This window comes from Nocardioides luti (assembly GCF_014212315.1).
In the GTDB taxonomy this organism is placed as follows: Bacteria; Actinomycetota; Actinomycetes; order Propionibacteriales; family Nocardioidaceae; genus Nocardioides; species Nocardioides luti.
The window spans coordinates 2,324,449-2,343,231 of record NZ_JACKXE010000001.1 but is presented as its reverse complement, the minus strand read 5'-3'; the positions used below and the strand labels follow the sequence as shown (position 1 = coordinate 2,343,231).

Genomic DNA, 18,783 nt, shown 5'->3' with positions numbered 1-18,783 from the left:
GCCCCCAGCCGGCGCCCGCCCGCATCACAGACGCGCACCCGTCCCGCCCGGGGACGTCATCCGGACGGGGCACCCGTCTCCTCGGAGCGCATGACGTCCCGCGGCCCTGTGGAGGCGGTACGCCGGGTGTCGGGACGCGCTGGTAGACAGGCGGGCGTGAGCACCCCCGGCACCGCCCCGAGCGCCCCGACCGGCACCGACGTCCGCGAGCGCGCCGAGGCGCACCTGCGCGCCCTGGTCGGGCCGCGGGGCGGGCAGGGTGAGGTCAGCCTCCGCGAGGACCAGTGGACCGCGATCGAGGCGCTGGCCGTCGACCGCCGCCGGGCGCTGGTCGTCCAGCGGACCGGCTGGGGCAAGTCGGCGGTCTACTTCGTCGCGACGCTGCTGCTGCGCGAGGCCGGGGCGGGCCCGACGGTCATCGTCTCGCCGCTGCTCGCGCTGATGCGCAACCAGATCGAGGCCGCGGAGCGGGCCGGGATCCGGGCCGTCACGATCAACTCCACCAACATCGAGTCCTGGGAGCCGATCCAGGACGCCATCCGCGCGGGCGAGGTCGACGTCCTCCTGGTGAGCCCCGAGCGGCTCAACAACCCCGGCTTCCGCGACGAGGTGCTGCCCCGGCTGGCCGCCACCTGCGGGCTGCTGGTGGTCGACGAGGCGCACTGCATCTCCGACTGGGGCCACGACTTCCGCCCCGACTACCGCCGGATCCGCACCCTCCTCGAGGACCTGCCCGAGGGCATCCCCGTCCTCGCCACCACCGCGACGGCCAACGCGCGGGTGACCTCCGACGTCGCCGAGCAGCTCGGTCCCCCCGAGAGTCGCCAGAGCGTGCTCGTGCTGCGCGGCTCCCTCGACCGGGAGTCGCTGCGCCTGGGCGTGGTCCGCCTGAAGACCGCCGAGCAGCGCCTGGCCTGGCTCGCCGACCACCTCGCGGAGCAGCCCGGCTCCGGCATCATCTACTGCCTGACGGTGGCCGCGACGCAGGAGATCGCCGACTACCTGCGCACCCGCGGGCACGACGTCGCGGCGTACTCCGGCCAGACCGACACCACCGAGCGCCAGGCCCTCGAGCAGGACCTGATCGCCGGCCGGGTGAAGGCGCTCGTGGCCACCAGCGCGCTGGGGATGGGCTTCGACGCCACCCTCGGCTTCGTCGTCAACATGGGCGCCCCGGCCTCGCCGGTCGCCTACTACCAGCAGGTCGGCCGTGCCGGTCGCGGCACGGACGAGGCCACGGTCGTGCTCCTCCCGGCGATCGAGGACCGCGACATCTGGGCCTACTTCGCCTCGCTGGCCTTCCCGCGCGAGGAGCTGGTCCGCCAGACCCTCGCCGTGCTGGCCGACTCACCCAGCCCGATGAGCACCGCCGCGCTGGAGACGTACGTCGAGCTCAACCGCAACCGCCTCGAGACGATGCTCAAGGTCCTCGACGTCGACGGCGCCGCCCGGCGGGTCCGCGGCGGCTGGGAGTCGACCGGGCAGCCGTGGTCGTACGACGAGGAGCGCTACCGCCGGGTGAGCGAGGCGCGCGAGCGCGAGCAGCAGGCGATGCTGGACTACCTCCGCACCGACCGCTGCCGGATGTGGTTCCTGCGCGACCAGCTCGACGACCCCGACGCGACCGAGTGCGGGCGCTGCGACAACTGCGGCGGCCTCGAGCTCTCGGCGACGGTGTCCGAGGCCTCCGTCGAGGAGGCCGGGGCCCGGCTCTCGCGGCCCGGTGTGGTGGTCGAGCCGCGCAAGATGTGGCCGTCCGCGCTGGCCAACCTCGGCATCGAGCTCAAGGGCAAGATCGCCGACGGCGCGGCCGAGGGCCGGGTGGTCGCCCGGCTGACCGACCTCGGCTACGGCCAGGCGCTGCGCGAGCTCTTCCGCCCCGGCACGCCCGACGGCCCGGTCCCGGTCCCGCTGGTGCGGGCCGTCGTCGAGGTGCTGGGCGACTGGCGCCCCGCGGTCGACGCCATCGTGGTCGTCGAGTCCGCGACCCGGCCGACCCTCACGGCCGACCTCGCGGACGGGTTGTCGCGCTACCTCAAGATCCCGGTCGTGGGGCGCTGGGCGATCGTCGACGAGTCGGTCGTCCCGGGCCAGGGCGCGATGAACTCCGCCCAGCGGGTCGCGGCCGTCGGGCGCCGGTTCCGCCTGGAGGCGGAGCCCGGCGCCCTCGAGGGTCGCTCGGTGCTGCTGGTCGACGACCGGGTCGTCACCGGCTGGACCCTCACGCTGGCGGCGCGGGCGCTGCGACGCGAGGGGGCGACCGAGGTCAGGCCGTTGGCGCTGGCGACGGAGTCCTGACCTCCTCGGCCCGGGCACCGTCCCGGTCGGAGCCGTCGAGCTCGTCCTGCTCGAGCCGGTCGGCCGAGAGGTGCGCGTAGTAGTCGCGCGGCCGGCCGTTGCGGTCGATCATCGACAGCATCCGCAGGCCCGCGGCCTCGACGGTGCGCGACGAGAGCCAGGCCAGGCCGAGCGTCGGGCCGAGGACCAGCACGAACGTCACGACGAACTGCGGGCCGGGTCGTGCCTCGGGCAGCACCCCGATCGAGCCGAGGAAGCGCATCACCGGCTCGTGGATCAGGTAGATGCCGTAGCCCAGGCCACCGACCCACGCGAGCGGCTTCCAGTCCAGGACGCTCGGCCACGGGCCGTCGTGGAAGACGATCGAGGCCATCGCGACGGCGATCGCCACGGCGTACGCCGGGTGCCACCACTCGCCCGCCACGCTGGTGACCGGACGGGTCAGGACCAGCGCCGTCAGGGCGAGCAGACCGGTGGCGGCGAGCAGGCCCCGCACCGGGCGCGCGAGGCGCACACCGGCGGCGGCGAGGACCGCGAGGCCCATCCCGATGCCGAAGTCGGCCGCCCGCGAGAGCGGCGAGAACCAGATCGACCAGTTCTCGGGCGCCTGGTCGGTGAGCACCGTGCTCCACAGCAGGTAGCCGACCCCGACGAGCGAGGAGAGCACCGGCAGGGCGGAGACGACGGCGAGCCGGCCGCGGCGGGACGTCGTACGCCGGACCAGCGCGTTCACGACCGGGACGGCCAGCGCCATCAGCACGTAGAAGTGGAACTCCACGCCGAGCGACCACGCGGGGCCGTCGGTCCAGAAGATGTACTGGTCGCTGTAGACGTGCGTGAACGTCAGGTGCAGCAGCAGGTCCTGCCAGTGGCCCGGCAGGTCCGGGTTGGTGACCGCCCAGACGACCAGGACGACCGTGACGTACAGCGGCACCAGCCTCGCCATCCGGCGGTAGAGCAGCACCCGGCCGGGTCGACCAGGCAGGCCGTCCGCGGCGGCGCGGGCGACCGGCAGCCACAGGACGAGACCCGACAGCACGAAGAACATGTCGACGAACAGGTCGGTGCCGAGCATCAGCTGGTGGGCGGTGCCCGACCAGGGCCACGCGCTCTCCGGGCCGGAGCGGTTGTTCTGGTAGGCGTGGAAGAACACCACGAAGAGCGCGGCGAGACCGCGTAGCCAGCCCAGCGGGTAGATCGGGCGGCTGGAGCGGGGTGCCTCGTCGATCGTGGTGGCCTGCTCGGCCACGTCGACGGCGTGCTCGTCGAGCGGGTCGGGGGCGGTGGAGCGGGGGCGGTTCAGGGGGGTGACCGTCATGCTGCGGCCTCCTTGTCCGTGGAGGTGGACGTGGGCGTGTCGGTGGTGGGGGGTGTGGGCGCGTCGGACGAGCCGGAGCTCGCCGCGGTGCGCGGGGTGACGACCCACTGGTGCTCGCCGCGGAGCTGCTTGAGGTGCGCGACCCGGTTCACGAGGTTCTTCAGCTCCGTGTAGAAGAGCAGGTTGGCCAGGGCGGCCATCACGAACCACGACGGGTGCTGGCGCAGGTCCGGTGCCGCGAGGCGCCACGCGGCCAACGTCTGCAGCGGGCCGGAGAGCGTGATGAACAGCGTCAGCAGCAGGAACATCGGCGAGCCGAGGTCCAGGCCGCCGTCGCGCCAGGCGAGGAAGCCGAAGAGCGGCCAGGCCATCATCGCGACCCACGGGTAGAGCTCGCGCCAGCCGAGCAGGTAGACGACGCCGAGCTTCTGGCGCAGCGACAGCGTCGGGCTGCGGAGCGTGGAGACGAAGTGCCGGCAGGACACCTGGAACCAGCCCTGCGCCCAGCGCATCCGCTGGTTCCACAGCGACTTCGCGGTCTCGGGGGCCAGCTCGCGGCTGACCAGGCCCGGGTCGTTGACGATCCGGCCGCCGGCCTCGAGCAGCCGCATCGACGCCTCGATGTCCTCGGTGAGGAACGAGCCGCGCAGCCGGATCCGCTCGAGCGCGGACGCGCGCCAGTAGCCGTTGGAGCCACCGAAGATGCCGAAGCCGTAGACCGCGGCACGGCCCGGGTGGGCGACGGCGTAGATCTGCTCGAACTCGACGGCGACGAGCTTGCCGAGCGCGGAGTCGTGGCCGTTGCGGATCACGCAGTGGCCCTGTACGACGTCCACCCCGTCGGCGATCCAGTGCCAGGCCCGGTCGAACGAGCCGGCGGCCGGGTGGTGGTCGGCGTCGAAGATGCCCACGAACTCGCCCTCGGCGACCCGGAGCGCGGCGTTCACGTTCTGGGCCTTCGAGGTGCTGTCGGGCACCTTGAGGACGGTGAGGTCGGCGTGCTCGCGCTCGAGGCGGCGCAGCTCGTCCTCGACGTCGAGGACGACGGGGGTGTTGTAGGCCAGCACGATCTGCAGGCCGCCGGAGTACTCCTGCTCCAGGAAGCGGTGCACGGTCTCGACGATCGTGTCGGCCTCGTTGGGGAGGTACGCCGCGATCACGGCCGTCGCGCGCGGGGCCGGTCCCTCCGGGGTGGCGGGCAGCCGCGGCGGGTCGAGGGCCTGCGAGCACTCCGCCCAGATGGTCAGGGCGGTGAGCCCGAGCGCCGCGACCAGCGCCCAGTAGAGGGCGCCGGAGACGTCGATGCCGATCGCGTAGAGGCCGACCAGCAGCAGGAACGGCAGCACGACCGAGCCGACGGTCGCGGCCAGCACCTGGCGGCTCGAGGTCCACAGGTTGATGACCGGGTGCCGGGCCTTGACGTGCGCGCCGTCCTGGCGGGGCTGCAGGTCGCGCTGCCGCACCGACTCGGAGGCGGCCGCGGCGGCGTACGACTCCGCGGTGAGCGGGTCCTGCTTGCGCGTGATGGGCGCCCAGCCGACACCGAGGTCGCTGACGCCCCGCTGGTCGAGCGAGCCGAAGACCTCGATCGCGTGGTAGGCCATCTCCTGCAGCCGGACCGGGCGCGCGGCCCGGTCCTCGTGGCGCAGGCGGAGGCTGAGCTTGCCCTCGGCGGTTCGGGCGATGATCTCGCCCGGGTGCAGGTGGCGGGTGAGCCGCTCGGCGGCCGCGGCGAGGATGTCCTCCTCGGCGCGCACCGAGGCGGTGGCGTTGTCGGGGGCGGCCCACACGGGGTCGATGACCGCGACGATCTGGCGGTGCCGGGTCGGGAGCCGCAGGCGGCCCCGGACGGGCAGGGTGACGACCTCGGAGCGCGAGCCCACCCGGCCGGCGTCGGCGGGGCGGTCGGCGACCTGGTCGGGAGCGGGGTCGGGACGACGGGAAGCGAGCAGGGACACGGAGGAGACCTTTCGGGGGATCGACGGTCGGGGGGTTCGGGGAACCCGAGATGTCGAGTGCGGGTCGGCACAGGATCGGGGCCGAGCTGCCGCGGGAAAGGCGAGCTGCGTGAGTCGCGCTTGATCCTCCACCGTCGCAACCGCCGCGCGGCGTACGCAAGCCGGAGCGACGTGCTCCGAGTCACGCGACGGCCGTCACAGCGCCGTTTCACGCTCAACCACGGGGTTTCGGGCGTCCCGGGTGTGGCGGCGACCACGCGGAGATCTCGCGGATGTGCAACGTGTTCCAGCGCCGGGACGACCTCCGGAGGGTCCGGTGGCGCGCGACGGCCGGACGCCGCGAGGGCGCGACCGCGGTGTGCGGCCGCGCCCTCGTGGGGTGGTGCGGTGGGTCGGTGCCGGTCTCAGTGCAGGACGACCGGCGCCTCGCTCGACGCGGCCAGCCGGCGCCGGGGCAGGAAGAACGCCGGCACCAGAACGGCCGCCACCATGATCGTCGCGACGACGAAGACCGTGGCGTAGGCGTCCGCCGTGGCGGCCGGTGCGCCCGACGGGTCCGTCGGGTCGACCTCGAGCAGGCCGTTGGTGAGCAGCACCGCGAAGACGGCCGTGCCGATCGAGGCCGCGACCTGCTGGACGATGTTGAGCAGCGTGGAGCCGCGCGCGACCGTGTGGTCCTTCAGCGTCGCCAGGGCGGCGGACATGATCGGCATCATCGTGCCGCCCATGCCGAGGCCCATGATGAAGAGCGCCCCGAGGAGGTAGGCGTACGACGTGCTCTCGCTCAGCTGGGTGAACATCTCCATGCCGACCGTGATGACGACGATCCCGGTCATCACGATCTTGCCGGGGCCGATCCGGTCGGCCAGGATCCCGGCCAGCGGCATCGTGATCATCGCGCCGAGACCCTGGGGCGCCAGCAGCAGCCCGGACTGGAGCGCGGACTCGCCGCGGACCTGCTGGAAGTACAGCGGGAAGAGCAGGCTGGCCCCGAAGAACGCGATTGCGAAGAGGGACATCGCGATCACGGCGACCGTCATCCGGGAGTTCGTGAACAGCCGCAGGTCGACCAGCGGGTGGAGGTTGCGACGGTGGAGTGCCCACGGCACGAAGGCCGCGATGAGCAGCGCCCCGATGATCGCCGGCGCGACGACCTGCGCGGTCCACACGGTGCCGTGCTCGGCCTTGGCGCTGGGGATCGAGGAGACGCCGTACAGGAAGGCCGCCAGGCCCGGGGAGAGCAGCACCATGCCGAGCCAGTCGAACGTCTCGGACGGCTCCACCTCGTCGGCGGGCAGCACGATCCAGGCGTAGACCAGCGCGAGGGCGCCGATCGGCAGGTTGATGAGGAAGATCCAGTGCCAGCTCGCCGAGTCGATGAGCGCGCCGCCGAGGATGGGGCCGAAGATCGGGCCGAGCAGCATCGGGATGCCGAGCACCGCCATCACCCGGCCGACCCGCTCGGGGCCGGCCGCGCGGGTCAGGATCGTCATGCCGAGCGGCATCAGCATGCCGCCGCCGAGCCCCTGGACCACCCGGAAGGTCACCAGCATCTCGAGGCTGTCCGCCGTGGCGCAGAGCGCCGAGCCGGCGGCGAAGAGCAGCACCGCGAGGAGGTAGAGCCGCTTGGTGCCGAAGCGGTCGGCCGCCCAGCCGGTCAGCGGGATCACGCTGGCCAGCGCCAGGGTGTAGCCCGTCATCGTCCACGCGACCTCCGCCGACGTCGCGTCGAACTCGCGCTGGAAGGTGTTGAGGGCCACGGACACGACCGTGATGTCGAGGATCGACATGATCGCGCCCAGCACGACCACGCCGGCGACCATCAGGACGCCCCGGTCGAGGCGGTCGCTGCCGCCGCTCCCGTCGGGCGGGGTGCTCTCGGTGGTCTGGGGAGAGGTGTCGGTACTCACCCGGTCGAGGCTAGGTCGCACCGCCGACAGGGCGCATCCGACTTTGGTCGCTGCGCTGAGTGCGATCGGTCACCGATCGCGCCGGTGTGGGGGCCGGCGGGGCCGGGTCTGTCCGACGGGGTCGGGTCGTTTGCAGCCCTTGGTCGGCCGTGCTCGCGGGGTGGGCGCGGTGCGCCCACCCACCGCGGGCGCTTGCTCCCGGGACCGCCCGCAGAGACCGGTGCGGTGAAGGAGTCCGTTGAAGGGCGGGCGGTGGGTCGCCTTGACGCGCCCGCAGTGGGTGCGCTCCCCGCGCCCACCCGGCCAGCCACGCGCCCGCGTCGGACGGTGCGGGTGGGTGGGGGTCCGGGGTGGGTGGGTCCGCCCCGCGGCGAGCGTCTCAGGCGAGGAGCTGCTGGATCGCGCCGACGACGACCGGGTCGTCCGGCTCGAGGCCGGGGTTGAAGCGGGCGACGACCTGGCCTTGGCTGTCGACGAGGAACTTCTCGAAGTTCCAGGTGATGTCGCCGTCGACGCCCTTCTCGTTGGGGGTCTGGACGAGGGTGTCGTAGATCGGGTGGCGGCCCTCGCCGTTCACCTCGACCTTCTCGGTCATGGGGAAGGTGACGCCGTAGGTCGCGGAGCAGAACTCGGCGATCTCCTCGGACGAGCCGGGCTCCTGGCCGCCGAACTGGTTGCAGGGGATGCCGACGACGGTGAAGCCCTGGTCGGCGTACTGCTCCTGCAGCTGCTCCAGCGCGGTGTACTGCGGGGTCAGGCCGCACTTGCTGGCGACGTTGACGAGGAGGGCGGGGCCACCGCCGGTGATCTCGCCGAGCGTGGCGGGGGTTCCGTCGAGGCGGGCGATCGGGGCGTCGAGGATGCTCATGGGGACGAGCCTAGGGTTGCCCCCTCAGCAGGGGGCGTCGAGGTGTCGGCGGCGGACGCTAGCGTCCCGGCACCGAGGACGCGTCGACGAGGGGAGGGCACCGGGTGAGCTTCGTCCCTGTCACGGGCCCGGCCGTCTTCCGTGCGGCCGACCCGCCCCGCGAGGGCGTCGTGGAGTTCACCGACGCGCGGCGCACCGTGGCGCTGCCGATCCGTGCCGCCCTGCCGGTGCTGACCCGGGCGCACGCGCGCGACGACCTGCACCCGAGCGTCGGGCTGCTCTCGGGGGCGGCCCTGCTCGGGATGCGGCTCGTGGCGGCGGGGAAGTTCGAGCCCGTCGAGGGCGGGGCCAGCTGGCGGGTCGCGGCGCTCGACCACGCCGACCGGGACCGGGTCGAGATGCTCGCGCGCTCGCGGGCGTACGCCGGGGTCGACGAGCGCCAGGCCGCCGCCCTGGTCCACGAGGTGCTCGACGCGGTCGCGGACGCGATGCCCCGCAGCGCGCCGGTCGCCACCCGGCAGACGGCGTCCGCCGCCGGCCGCCCCACGACCACGCCGACCGGCCCGGGGGGTCGGGGCGGCCCGGCCGCGCGCCGACGGGCCGGCCCGGACGACTACGCCAGCCGGCTGCAGTCGCGGCTGGCGCGGCACCTGAGCGCGCCCGACGACCGCCCGCACCTCGTCACGATCTCCCTGCGGGTCGAGGCCGACGAGGAGGAGCTGGTGGCGGGCTCGCTGCGCGTGGTGCTGCAGGTCCACGACGAGCGCAACCAGCTGCACGTCTGCGACGCCGCGCTGCTCTGGACCGAGAGCGGCCCCGGCGCCAGTCACGGCTTCGGCGACCGGGCGCGCACGCACGCCACCATCGCGCTGCGGGCGGCCGCGGAGGCGTGGCCACCGCTGGACCGGCTGCTCGAGCTGCGGGTGCCCGACGAGATCACCCTCGACACCGACGAGCTGGTCAGCCTGCTCGACCGGGGCGTGGGGGCGCTGCACGAGCGCGGCGTCGACGTGCTCTGGCCGCGCAGCCTGGGGCGCGACCTCACCGCCACGACCGTGCTCGACCGGGCGCCGGCCGGTCGTCGCGAGGAGCCGCTGCAGGAGGGGATGCTCGGCCTCGACACGATGTTCGCCTTCTCCTGGCGGATCGCCCTGCACGGCGACCCGCTGACCGACGAGGAGATGGACCAGCTGGCCGGCTCGGCAGCGCCGATCCTGCGGCTGCGCGGCGGCTGGACCGTCGTCGACCCGGCGATCGCCCGGAAGGCGCGCAAGCGGCTGGTCCGCACGGTCAAGCCCGCCCAGGCGGTCGCGGCGACGCTCACCGGGATCGTCCAGGTGGACGAGCAGGAGGAGCAGGTCGTCGTCGGGGCGAGCCTGCTCAAGGTCCGCGAGCGGCTGCTCGGTGCGGCGACCCGCGACCCGGTGGCGGTGCCGGCGGGCCTGGCGGCGACGCTGCGCGACTACCAGCGCCACGGTCTGACCTGGCTGGCCGAGATGACCGACCTCGGGCTCGGCGCCTGCCTCGCCGACGACATGGGGCTCGGCAAGACCGTCACGCTGATCGCGCTGCACCTGCACCGCAGCGAGCAGGCGGCGGCCGCGGGCCGGGTCGCGCCCGGGCCCACCCTCGTGGTCTGCCCGGCCAGCCTCCTGGGCAACTGGGAGGCCGAGATCACCCGCTTCGCCCCCGGCGTCCCGGTGCGGCGCTTCCACGGCTCCCAGCGCGACCTCGGCGGGCTCGCCGGGGCCGAGGGGCTCACCGGCCCCGGGTTCGTGCTGACGACGTACGGCACCATGCGCCGCGACCACGTCCTGCTCGCCTCGGTCGGGTGGGGCCTGGTCGTCGCGGACGAGGCGCAGCACGTCAAGAACGCCCGCACCTCCACCGCACGGGCGCTGCGCGAGATCCCCAGCGCCGCCCGCGTCGCGCTGACCGGCACCCCGGTCGAGAACGACCTGACCGAGCTGTGGTCGATCCTCGACTGGGCCACGCCGGGACTGCTCGGCAGCCGCAATGCCTTCCGCAAGGTCTGGGCCGCGCCGATCGAGTCCGGGCTCGAGCCGACCAAGGCCCGCCAGTTCGCCGACCTGATCGGGCCGTTCCTGCTGCGGCGCCGCAAGTCCGACCCCGGCATCGCGCCCGAGCTGCCCGCCAAGACCGAGACCGACCACCCGTTGGGTCTGACCCGCGAGCAGGTCGTGCTCTACGAGGCGTACGTGCGCGACACGATGGAGCGCATCGAACGGGCCGACCCCAGCGACCCGGCCACCCGGCGCGGCCTGGTGCTGATGCTCCTGACCGGGCTCAAGCAGATCTGCAACCACCCCGCGCACTTCCTCAAGCAGTCCGGCACCCGGCTGTCCGGCCGCTCGCAGAAGCTCGACCTCCTCGACGAGCTGGTCGGCACGGTGCTCGCGGAGGACGGTGCGGTGCTGGTCTTCACGCAGTACGTCGCCATGGCGCGGCTGCTGGAGACCCACCTGGCCCGGGCGGGTGTCCCGCACCAGTTCCTGCACGGCGGCACGCCCGTGCGCGAGCGCGAGGCGATGGTGGCGCGCTTCCAGGCCGACGACGAGGGCAGCGTCCCGGTGTTCCTGCTGTCGTTGAAGGCCGGCGGCACCGGCCTCAACCTGACCCGCGCCGACCACGTCATCCACTTCGACCGCTGGTGGAACCCGGCCGTCGAGGAGCAGGCGACGGACCGCGCCTACCGGATCGGCCAGACCCGGCCGGTGCAGGTGCACCGCCTGGTCACCCGCGGCACCGTCGAGGAGCGGATCGCCGAGCTGCTCGGCCGCAAGCGGGCCATCGCGGACTCCGTCCTCGGCGGGGGCGAGGCGGCGCTGACCGAGCTGAGCAACGAGGACCTGCGCGACTTCGTCAGCCTGCGTCGCACCGACCTCGAGGACCCGGATTGACCGCGCTGGTGCACCCCCGCGTCGCCGCCTGCCGCGGCGCGGCCCGGGCGAGCACCTGGTGGGGCAAGGCGTGGGTGCGGGCCGTCGAGGAGTCGGCGTACGCCGATCGCGACCTGGTCGCCGGCCGCGCCCTGTCGCGCTCGGGGCGGATCGGGCAGATCACGACCGACGAGGGTGGCTTCGTGGCGGCCGTCGAGGACGACCAGGGGCTGTGGACGGTCTCGGGCTCGGTCCCGCTGCTCGACCTCCCGTCGCGCGGCGCCCTGGTCGAGACGGTCGCGGCCGAGGCCGGGCGGGTCGCGGCGCTGCTGGCCGGTGAGCTGCCGCACACGCTGGTCGAGCACGCGGAGGAGGCGGGCGTCGAGCTCCTGCCGTACGGCGGCGAATTGGCCTCGGCCTGCACCTGCGACGCCTGGGTGGACCCGTGCGCGCACGCGCTCGGCGTGCTCTACCAGCTGACCTGGCTGATCGAGGCCGACCCGTTCGTGCTGCTCGGGCTGCGCGGCCTGGCCCGCGACGACCTGCTGGCCGAGCTGCACGCCCGGGCGGTGCCCGACCCCGAGCCCCCGGTCGGCGACGACCTCGAGACGGGCCTGGACGCCGCGCTGCGGGCGGCCCGGGTGCTCGACCTGCTCGACGACCCGGAGCGACCGGTCGACCACCTCTTCTGAGCGGTCCGGCTCAGTAGTCGTACTCCCCGCACGCCCGCGTCCGGATCAGCTGCCAGGTGTCGGTGTCCGTGACGCCGGTGTCCGCGACGTCGCGGAAGGACTGGAAGGTCCGCACCAGGTCGGCCGTGCGCTGGTCGTAGACCCCGTTGATGTGGTGGGTGGGGTTGCGGCCGATGTCGTCGAGCGTGGTCTGGAGGGCGCGGGTCCAGATCTGGGTCGCGGCGTCCTGCGGGCGCCCGACGGCCAGCTCCGGGAAGGTCTCGGTCGGCAGCTCGCAGATGCACTGCACGTGGATCCGGCTGCTGGCGCGGAGCCGGGTGACGTTGTCGCCACGGTGCGCCGGCGTCATCCGCTGGGCACAGGCCTCGCTGGGGCTGTCGTAGGGCCCGAGGTAGGCGACGTACGTCGGGGCGGGCTGCGTCTCGCGGCCGTAGACGGCCGCGCACGAGTCCGCGGTGCGCAGGTAGCTCACGTCGGCGCCCGCGTTGTCCTGGATGGCCGCCGCCAGCGGCGCCCGGCTCTCGCCGAAGCCGATCACCAGGATGCTCGCGCCGGTGCAGTCGGGGAGGTCGCGGAACGGCACGCCGAGGCCGAGCGGGTCGGCGTCCGCGGAGGGACCTGTCGTCCGGGTGCCGGGCACCAGGAAGGCGACGAGGACCCCGGCGAGCAGGCCGAGGACCGCGGCGAGGACCAGCACGCGTGACCGCTTCACCGGCGGTCCGGGTCGTCGAGGCCGAGCGCGCCCAGCGCCATCTGGCGCAGGAGGTCGTGCATGGGGACGTCGGGCAGCAGGCCGCTGTGCGGGGTGGAGTTGATCAGGCCGAACGCCGCGTGCGCCATCGCCCGCGCGCGCTCGAGGGCCAGACCGCCGTGCACCAGCCGGAGCTGGTCGGCCCAGAGGTCGACGTACTCCCGCTGGAGGGTACGGACGCGTTCGCGCGCCTCGCGGGGCAGGGACTCCCAGTCGCGGTCCTGGACGACGATCAGCGGCCGGTGCCGGAGCGCGAAGTCGACGTGCCAGTCGACGAGGGCGACCAGCGCGTCCGCGGGGCCGGCCGCGTCGGCGACCCGGCTGCGGCCGACGGAGAGCAGGTCCTGGCTGATCGAGACCAGCATCTCGGCGAGGACGGCGTCCTTCGAGACGAAGTGCTTGTAGAGCGCCGGGCCGGAGATGCCGACCGCCGCGCCGAGGTCGGCGACCGAGACGCCGTGGAAGCCGCGCGCCGCGAAGAGCTCCGCGGCCGTGGCGAGGATCTGCTCGCGACGGCTCAGCGGACCGGGAGCCCCGGTGCTCACGTCGGTGGTCACCGCCCAAGGTTAGCGTTCGCTAACGCGGGCGCCGCTCACGCGAGGGAGAGGAAGAGCTTCTCCATCTTCTTCACGTCGAGGCCGTCGAGGCCGTCACCCCGGGTCAGGCACTGCTGGAGCCCGGTCGACACGATGGCGAACCCCGCCCGGTCGAGCGCCTTGGAGACCGCGGCGAGCTGGGTGACGACGTCCTCGCACTCCCGGCCCTCCTCCAGCATCTTGAGCACGCCGGCCAGCTGGCCCTGGGCACGCTTGATCCGGTTGATGACCGGGACCATCTCCTGCGGGTCGAGCTCCACGTCAGGCCTCGCCGTCGGGCGCGGCGGCGTCCTGCTCGGCGCGGACCTTCTCCATGTCGAGCTCCTTGACCTGGCTGATCAGCTGCTCGAGGGCGGCGGCCGGCAGCGCGCCCGGCTGGGCGAAGACCAGCGTCCCCTCCTTGAAGGCCATCAGCGTCGGGATGGACGTGATCTGCGCCATCGCAGCCAGCTGCTGCTCGGCCTCGGTGTCGACCGAGCCGAAGACGACGTCGTCGTGGGCCTGGGCGGCGGCCTCGTAGATCGGGGCGAACTGGCGGCACGGGCCGCACCAGGACGCCCAGAAGTCGACGAGGACGACGTCGTTCTCCAGGACGGTCTGCTCGAAGTTCTCCGCGGTCAGCGTGCGTGCACTCATGGGTGGATCCTCCTCTTCCGGTGGGTTTGACAATACCCCGGGGGGTGTTAACGTGAGTCCATCACACATACCCCGGGGGGTATCTTAGACGAGCGGAGAGGACCGAGATGCTTGAGATCGACGTGGACCGGCTGGCGGCGAAGCTGGACCGAGGAGCCGTCCTCGTGGACGTGCGCGAGCCGGCGGAGTATGCCGCCGGCCACGTGCCCGGTGCCGTCTCCATCCCGATGGGCCGACTGTCCGCCCGGATGGGCGACCTGTCCCGCCTCGCACCCGTGCACGTCATCTGCGCCAGCGGCAACCGCAGCCGGGCCATGTGCGACCTGCTCGCTGCCGGGGGCTACGACGCCGTCGACGTCACGGGTGGGACGCGGGCCTGGATCGCCTCCGGGCGTCCGGTTGAGGTCGGTGCCCGATGACCGAGCTCCGAGAGCTGACGATCGTCACGATCGACACCCCGACCCTCGGCGACCGCAGCTACCTCGTCCACGACGGGGAGGTCGCCTTCGTCGTCGACCCCCAGCGCGACATCGACCGCGTCCTGGCACTCCTCGACGAGCACGACGTGCGGCTGACCCACGTCCTCGAGACGCACCTCCACAACGACTACGTCACGGGGGGCTTCGCGCTCGCGGCGCGGACGGGGGCGGCGTACGTCGTCAACGCGGCCGACGCGGTCTCCTTCACGCGCACGCCGGTCACCGACGGCGAGGTCCTGGCGATCGGCACGCGGATGCGGGTCACGGCCCTCGCGACCCCGGGGCACACCTTCACGCACCTGAGCTACGCCCTGGTCGACGCGGCCACCGACACCGCCGTCGGTGTCTTCTCCGGCGGGTCGCTGCTCTACGGCGCCACCGGGCGCCCGGACTTGCTCGGCGCCGAGCACACCCATGACCTGGTGCACCACCAGTACGCGTCCGCGCGGCGGCTGGCCGACCTGCTCCCCGACGAGGCGGCCGTCTTCCCGACCCACGGGTTCGGCTCGTTCTGCTCGGCGACCCAGTCGGACGCCACCTCGTCGACGATCGGCCGGGAGAGGCAGGCCAACCCGGTCCTGGTCCAGGACGTCGACACCTGGGTGCGCGAGCTGCTGCAGGGGCTGGGCCCGTGGCCGGCGTACTACGCCCACATGGCGCCGGCCAACGCGGCCGGCCCTGGCGAGCCCGACCTGTCGGCTCCCGCCGTCGCCGACGCGGTCGAGCTGCGCCGGCGCATCGAGGCCGGCGAGTGGGTCGTCGACCTGCGCACCCGCACGGCGTACGCCGCCGGGCACGCCCCTGGCACGCTGAACTTCGGTCTCGACGGCGGCTTCGTCACCTACCTCGGCTGGCTGCTGCCCTGGGGCGCGCCGCTGACCCTGCTCGGCGAGACCTCTGCCGACGTCGCCCGGGCCCAGCGCGAGCTGGTCCGGATCGGCATCGACCGCCCGGCCGCGCACGCCACCGGCGGTCCCGAGGACTGGGCCACGGGCGCCCTGGCCTCCTTCCCCACCGCGACCTTCGCCGACCTCGCCCAGGTGCGGCACCACCGTGAGGTCGTCGTGCTCGACGTCCGCCGCGCCGACGAGCACGACGCGGCCCGGATCGCGGGTGCCGTGAACATCCCGCTCCACGAGCTGCCCACCCGGGTCGGCGAGGTGCCGGCGGGGGAGGTCTGGGTGCACTGCGCCGGCGGCTACCGCGCCTCGGTCGCGGCGTCGCTGCTCGACGCGGCCGGCCGGACCCTCGTCGCGATCGACGACTCGTTCGACCACGCCGCGGAGGTCGGGCTGCACCTGGTCGGCCCGGAGTCGGCGTGACCCTCGTCCTCGCGATCGCGGCCGGTGGGCTGATCGGGCTCAGCCTCGGTGCGCTCGGCGGCGGCGGCTCGATCCTCGCGGTCCCGGTGCTGGTCTACGCGCTGGGCCAGAGCCCCGCGCAGGCGACGACCGGCTCGCTGGTCGTGGTCGGCGTGACCTCACTGATCGGCGCCGTGACGGCGTACCGCTCCGGCCACGTGCTGCTCGCCCGGGGCGTCGCCTTCGGCACGGTGGCGCTGGGCGGGGCGGTGGTCGGGGCGAAGGCCTCGACGCACGTGCCCGGGCCGGTGCTGCTCGCCTGCTTCGCCGTGCTGATGCTCGTCGTGGCCGCCGTCATGGCGCTGCGGCTGTGGCGCCGCCGGGGCGGCGCGGGCGATCACCCGCGCGTGCTGGACGAGCCGATCATCACCTTCAGCCCGACCTTCGCCTGCCAGTGCCCGCGCGCGCTCAAGGTGCTCGTCACCGCGACCGTGGTCGGCCTCCTCACCGGCTTCCTCGGGGTGGGTGGCGGCTTCCTGGTCGTCCCTGCCCTCCTGCTCGCCCTCGCGCTGCCGATGGAGTACGCCGTCGGCACCTCGCTCGTCGTCATCACGATGACCAGCGCGATGGCGCTCGCGGTGCGCGCCGGCGTCGGCGTCGCCCCCGACTGGTGGCTGGTGCTGGCCCTGACCGCCGCCTCGGCGGCGGCCGCCGTGCTCGGTGCCCGGCTGGCGTGCCGGGTCGACACCCGCCGCCTTCAGGTCGCCTTCACCGTCCTCGTGCTCGTCGTCGCGGTCTACACCGCGGCGCGGGCCCTTCCCTCCCTCGTCTGATCCTCCAGCCCTCCTCACGGAAGAGACCGCCATGACCTCGACGGCCACCCGTCGCCACGCTTCGTCACCCGATCCCGACCTCGGCTCCCGATCCGGCCCCCTGGGCAGGCTCGGCGTGGCCGTCACCCGCCACGCCCGGCTGACCACGGTCGTCTGGCTGCTCGTCATCGTCGGCCTCGGCGCCTTCGCCCCGCGGGTCGAGACCGAGCTGTCCGGAGCCGGCTGGCAGGCGAACGGATCCGACTCCGTCACCGCCCGCGAGCTCGCCCAGGAGCACTTCGGCGGCAATGCGTCCACCGCCATCCAGGTCGTCGTCCACTCCACCGACGGACCTCTCACCTCGGGTGCCGGCAAGCAGGTTCTGGCCCGGGCCACCGCGATCCTGGAGGAGGACCTGCGCATCGCCGACGTGGTCCAGCCCCAGCCCGGCGCCACCCTCAGCAAGGACGGCACGACCGCGGTCCTGGTGGCCGGTGCTGACGCCGACCCCAACGAGATGGTCCGCGTCGCCGACGACCTCAAGGGTCCCCTGCAGGGTCTCTCCCAGTCGGGGATCCAGGTGAACCCGACCGGTGCCTCGCTGCTCTGGTCGGACTTCGACGAGGCCAACCTCTCGGCGATGCTGAAGTCCGAGATGTTCTCGTGGCCCGTCACGCTCGCGATCCTGGTGCTCGCCTTCGGTGCGCTGGTGGCCGCCGGGCTGCCGCTGATCCTGACGCTGGCCGGACTGGTCGCGTCGGCCGGCTCCCTGGTGCTGATCAACCACGTCGTCCCGGTCTCGATCTGGGCGATGAACTTCGCGATGATGTTCGCGCTCGCCCTCGGCATCGACTACGCGCTCTTCATCGTGGTCCGCTACCGCGCCTCGCGTTGGGGCTCGGGCCGCACCGCCCGCGAGGCCGTCGCCGAGACCATGGACACCGCGGGCAAGGCGGTGCTGCTGTCCGGCGCGACCGTGCTCATCTCGCTGTCGGCCGTGATGCTGGTGCCGTCCCCGTCGTTCCGCTCGATGGCAGGCGGCATCATGCTCGCCGTCGTCTTCGTCCTCGCCGCCACCCTGACCCTGCTGCCCCTGGTGCTCGTCAAGCTCGACACCCGCATCAACAAGCTGTCGTTGCCCTGGTCGCACTCCGGTGAGCACCGCTCCCCGACGTTCGCCGCCTGGGGTGAGCGCCTGTGGAAGCGTCCGGTCGTCTTCGGCCTGGCCGCCCTCGTGGTGCTGCTCGCGCTGGCCGCCCCGGTGCTCGGGCTGAAGACCGCCATGCCGTCCATCAAGGTGCTGCCGGAGGACGCCTCGGCCCGTGTGGGCTACGACCTCGTCCAGGGCGCGTTCGGCGACGGTGCTCCGGGGACCCTCACGATCGTGGTGAACGAGGCCGACGCGGCCGAGGCGTCCGCCGTCCTCGCCGACGACAGCGGGATCGCCGGTGCGATGCCGGCGACGCCGGCAGCCGACGGGTCGTCGTACGCCCTGATCCAGGCGGTGCCCGACGTCGACCCCTCCGACCCCGCTCTGAGCGCCACCGTAGACCGGCTCCGCGCCGACCTGCCCGCCTCGGCGTACGTCGGCGGGGCCGCGGTCGAGAACCTCGACCTCAAGACCCAGCTCGACGACTCCACCCCGCTGGTGATCGGCGTGATCCTCGCGCTCGGGTTCCTGCTGCTGCTCATCGCCCTCCGGGCCCCGCTCATCGCGCTGCTCGGGACGCTCGCGAGCCTGCTCTCGACCGCGGCGGCCTTCGGCGTCGCCCGACTCGTCTTCCAGGAGGGCTGGGGTTCCGGTGTCATGGGCTTCGAGTCGCAGGGCTTCCTCGACGCCTGGGCGCCGGTGTTCTTCTTCGCGATGATCTTCGCGATCGCGATGGACTACACCGTCTTCCTGCTCGCCTCGGCCAAGGAGCACTTCGAGCAGTCCGGTGACCCTAAGGACGCCCTGGTGGGCTCGCTGGCCCACTCCGGCCGGGTGATCTTCGCGGCCGGCGCCGTGATGGTCGCGGTGTTCTTCACCTTCGCGCTGTCCGGGCCGTTGCCGCCCAAGGAGATGGGCATCGTGCTCGGCATCGCCGTGCTCCTCGACGCCTTCCTCGTCCGGCTGGTCCTGCTGCCCGTACTCCTGCGCCTGACCGGCCGGGCAGCATGGTGGACTCCGCGCTGGCTCACGCGCGTCCTCCCCGACATCCGCTTCTCCCACAGCTGACCCGTCCCGACCCCCCGCTCCACCACACCCGATCCGAAGGAGAACC

15 protein-coding genes are annotated in these 18,783 nt (G+C 73.4%); 7 read left to right on the top strand and 8 right to left on the bottom strand.

Features of this window, described 5'->3' with window-relative positions; translation table 11 throughout:
- Nucleotides 1-90 precede the first annotated feature (90 nt).
- Complete coding sequence (locus H5V45_RS11170; RefSeq protein WP_185252989.1) at nucleotides 91-2,298, top strand: RecQ family ATP-dependent DNA helicase; 2,208 nt, start codon at nucleotides 91-93, stop codon at nucleotides 2,296-2,298.
- Here the strand turns inward: H5V45_RS11170 and H5V45_RS11165 are convergent.
- The 4 genes from H5V45_RS11165 to H5V45_RS11150 all read right to left on the bottom strand — a co-directional run bounded on the left by H5V45_RS11165 (nucleotide 2,267) and on the right by H5V45_RS11150 (nucleotide 8,352).
- Nucleotides 2,267-3,616, bottom strand: coding sequence for an acyltransferase family protein (locus H5V45_RS11165; RefSeq protein WP_185252988.1), 1,350 nt, complete (start codon nucleotides 3,614-3,616; stop codon nucleotides 2,267-2,269). The two genes, H5V45_RS11170 and H5V45_RS11165, sit on opposite strands and share 32 nt — an antisense overlap.
- On the bottom strand, nucleotides 3,613-5,574 hold the full coding sequence (locus H5V45_RS11160) for a glycosyltransferase (RefSeq protein ID WP_185252987.1): 1,962 nt from the start codon (nucleotides 5,572-5,574) through the stop codon (nucleotides 3,613-3,615). The genes H5V45_RS11165 and H5V45_RS11160 overlap by 4 nt, the downstream gene beginning before the upstream one ends.
- 404 nt (nucleotides 5,575-5,978) lie before the next feature.
- Nucleotides 5,979-7,484, bottom strand: coding sequence for a DHA2 family efflux MFS transporter permease subunit (locus H5V45_RS11155; RefSeq protein ID WP_343061520.1), 1,506 nt, complete (start codon nucleotides 7,482-7,484; stop codon nucleotides 5,979-5,981).
- Nucleotides 7,485-7,863: 379 nt separating this feature from the next.
- Nucleotides 7,864-8,352, bottom strand: a complete 489-nt coding sequence (locus H5V45_RS11150; RefSeq protein WP_185252986.1) for a glutathione peroxidase — start codon at nucleotides 8,350-8,352, stop codon at nucleotides 7,864-7,866.
- Between the two features lie 104 nt (nucleotides 8,353-8,456).
- On the opposite strand from H5V45_RS11150, the gene H5V45_RS11145 reads away from it, so the two are divergent.
- Both H5V45_RS11145 and H5V45_RS11140 read left to right on the top strand, forming a co-directional pair.
- On the top strand, nucleotides 8,457-11,273 hold the full coding sequence (locus tag H5V45_RS11145; RefSeq protein ID WP_185252985.1) for an SNF2-related protein: 2,817 nt from the start codon (nucleotides 8,457-8,459) through the stop codon (nucleotides 11,271-11,273).
- The gene (locus tag H5V45_RS11140) at nucleotides 11,270-11,944 is read left to right on the top strand and encodes an SWIM zinc finger family protein (RefSeq protein ID WP_185252984.1); all 675 of its coding nucleotides are present in this window, start codon (nucleotides 11,270-11,272) and stop codon (nucleotides 11,942-11,944) included. The genes H5V45_RS11145 and H5V45_RS11140 overlap by 4 nt, the downstream gene beginning before the upstream one ends.
- Nucleotides 11,945-11,954: 10 nt before the next feature.
- Here the strand turns inward: H5V45_RS11140 and H5V45_RS11135 are convergent, their stop codons facing one another.
- Genes H5V45_RS11135 through trxA form a run of 4 tightly spaced genes read right to left on the bottom strand, consistent with a single transcriptional unit; the run spans nucleotide 11,955 to nucleotide 13,927 of the window.
- Entirely contained in the window at nucleotides 11,955-12,641 is a 687-nt protein-coding gene (locus H5V45_RS11135) for a peptidoglycan-binding protein (RefSeq protein WP_185252983.1), read from the bottom strand.
- An 11-nt stretch (nucleotides 12,642-12,652) separates the two neighbouring features.
- Nucleotides 12,653-13,252, bottom strand: a complete 600-nt coding sequence (locus H5V45_RS11130) for an SACE_7040 family transcriptional regulator (protein ID WP_343061519.1) — start codon at nucleotides 13,250-13,252, stop codon at nucleotides 12,653-12,655.
- A 35-nt stretch (nucleotides 13,253-13,287) separates the two neighbouring features.
- Nucleotides 13,288-13,551 carry a metal-sensing transcriptional repressor gene (locus tag H5V45_RS11125; protein ID WP_185252982.1) on the bottom strand — a complete coding sequence of 88 codons (264 nt, stop codon included), beginning with the start codon at nucleotides 13,549-13,551 and terminating at the stop codon, nucleotides 13,288-13,290.
- Nucleotide 13,552: 1 nt separating this feature from the next.
- Nucleotides 13,553-13,927 carry a thioredoxin gene (trxA, locus tag H5V45_RS11120; protein WP_185252981.1) on the bottom strand — a complete coding sequence of 125 codons (375 nt, stop codon included), beginning with the start codon at nucleotides 13,925-13,927 and terminating at the stop codon, nucleotides 13,553-13,555.
- Between the two features lie 107 nt (nucleotides 13,928-14,034).
- Between trxA and H5V45_RS11115 the strand changes: the two genes are divergently transcribed.
- The 4 genes from H5V45_RS11115 (at nucleotide 14,035) to H5V45_RS11100 (ending at nucleotide 18,737) form a co-directional block, all read left to right on the top strand.
- Entirely contained in the window at nucleotides 14,035-14,346 is a 312-nt protein-coding gene (locus H5V45_RS11115) for a rhodanese-like domain-containing protein (RefSeq protein ID WP_185252980.1), read from the top strand.
- Nucleotides 14,343-15,728, top strand: a complete 1,386-nt coding sequence (locus H5V45_RS11110; RefSeq protein WP_185252979.1) for an MBL fold metallo-hydrolase — start codon at nucleotides 14,343-14,345, stop codon at nucleotides 15,726-15,728. Before H5V45_RS11115 ends, H5V45_RS11110 begins: the two co-directional genes overlap by 4 nt.
- Complete coding sequence (locus H5V45_RS11105) at nucleotides 15,725-16,540, top strand: TSUP family transporter (protein ID WP_185252978.1); 816 nt, start codon at nucleotides 15,725-15,727, stop codon at nucleotides 16,538-16,540. Before H5V45_RS11110 ends, H5V45_RS11105 begins: the two co-directional genes overlap by 4 nt.
- Nucleotides 16,541-16,655: 115 nt before the next feature.
- The gene (locus tag H5V45_RS11100) at nucleotides 16,656-18,737 is read left to right on the top strand and encodes an MMPL family transporter (RefSeq protein WP_343061518.1); all 2,082 of its coding nucleotides are present in this window, start codon (nucleotides 16,656-16,658) and stop codon (nucleotides 18,735-18,737) included.
- The last annotated feature ends 46 nt before the right edge of the window (nucleotides 18,738-18,783 follow it).

What these genes read in the sequence shown, in the direction of transcription:
- trxA (WP_185252981.1), bottom strand. Translation starts at nt 13,927, where the DNA reads ATGAGTGCACGCACGCTGACCGCGGAGAACTTCGAGCAGACCGTCCTG.
- H5V45_RS11115 (WP_185252980.1), top strand. Translation starts at nt 14,035, where the DNA reads ATGCTTGAGATCGACGTGGACCGGCTGGCGGCGAAGCTGGACCGAGGA.
- H5V45_RS11165 (WP_185252988.1), bottom strand. Translation starts at nt 3,616, where the DNA reads ATGACGGTCACCCCCCTGAACCGCCCCCGCTCCACCGCCCCCGACCCG.
- H5V45_RS11170 (WP_185252989.1), top strand. Translation starts at nt 91, where the DNA reads ATGACGTCCCGCGGCCCTGTGGAGGCGGTACGCCGGGTGTCGGGACGC.
- H5V45_RS11110 (WP_185252979.1), top strand. Translation starts at nt 14,343, where the DNA reads ATGACCGAGCTCCGAGAGCTGACGATCGTCACGATCGACACCCCGACC.
- H5V45_RS11150 (WP_185252986.1), bottom strand. Translation starts at nt 8,352, where the DNA reads ATGAGCATCCTCGACGCCCCGATCGCCCGCCTCGACGGAACCCCCGCC.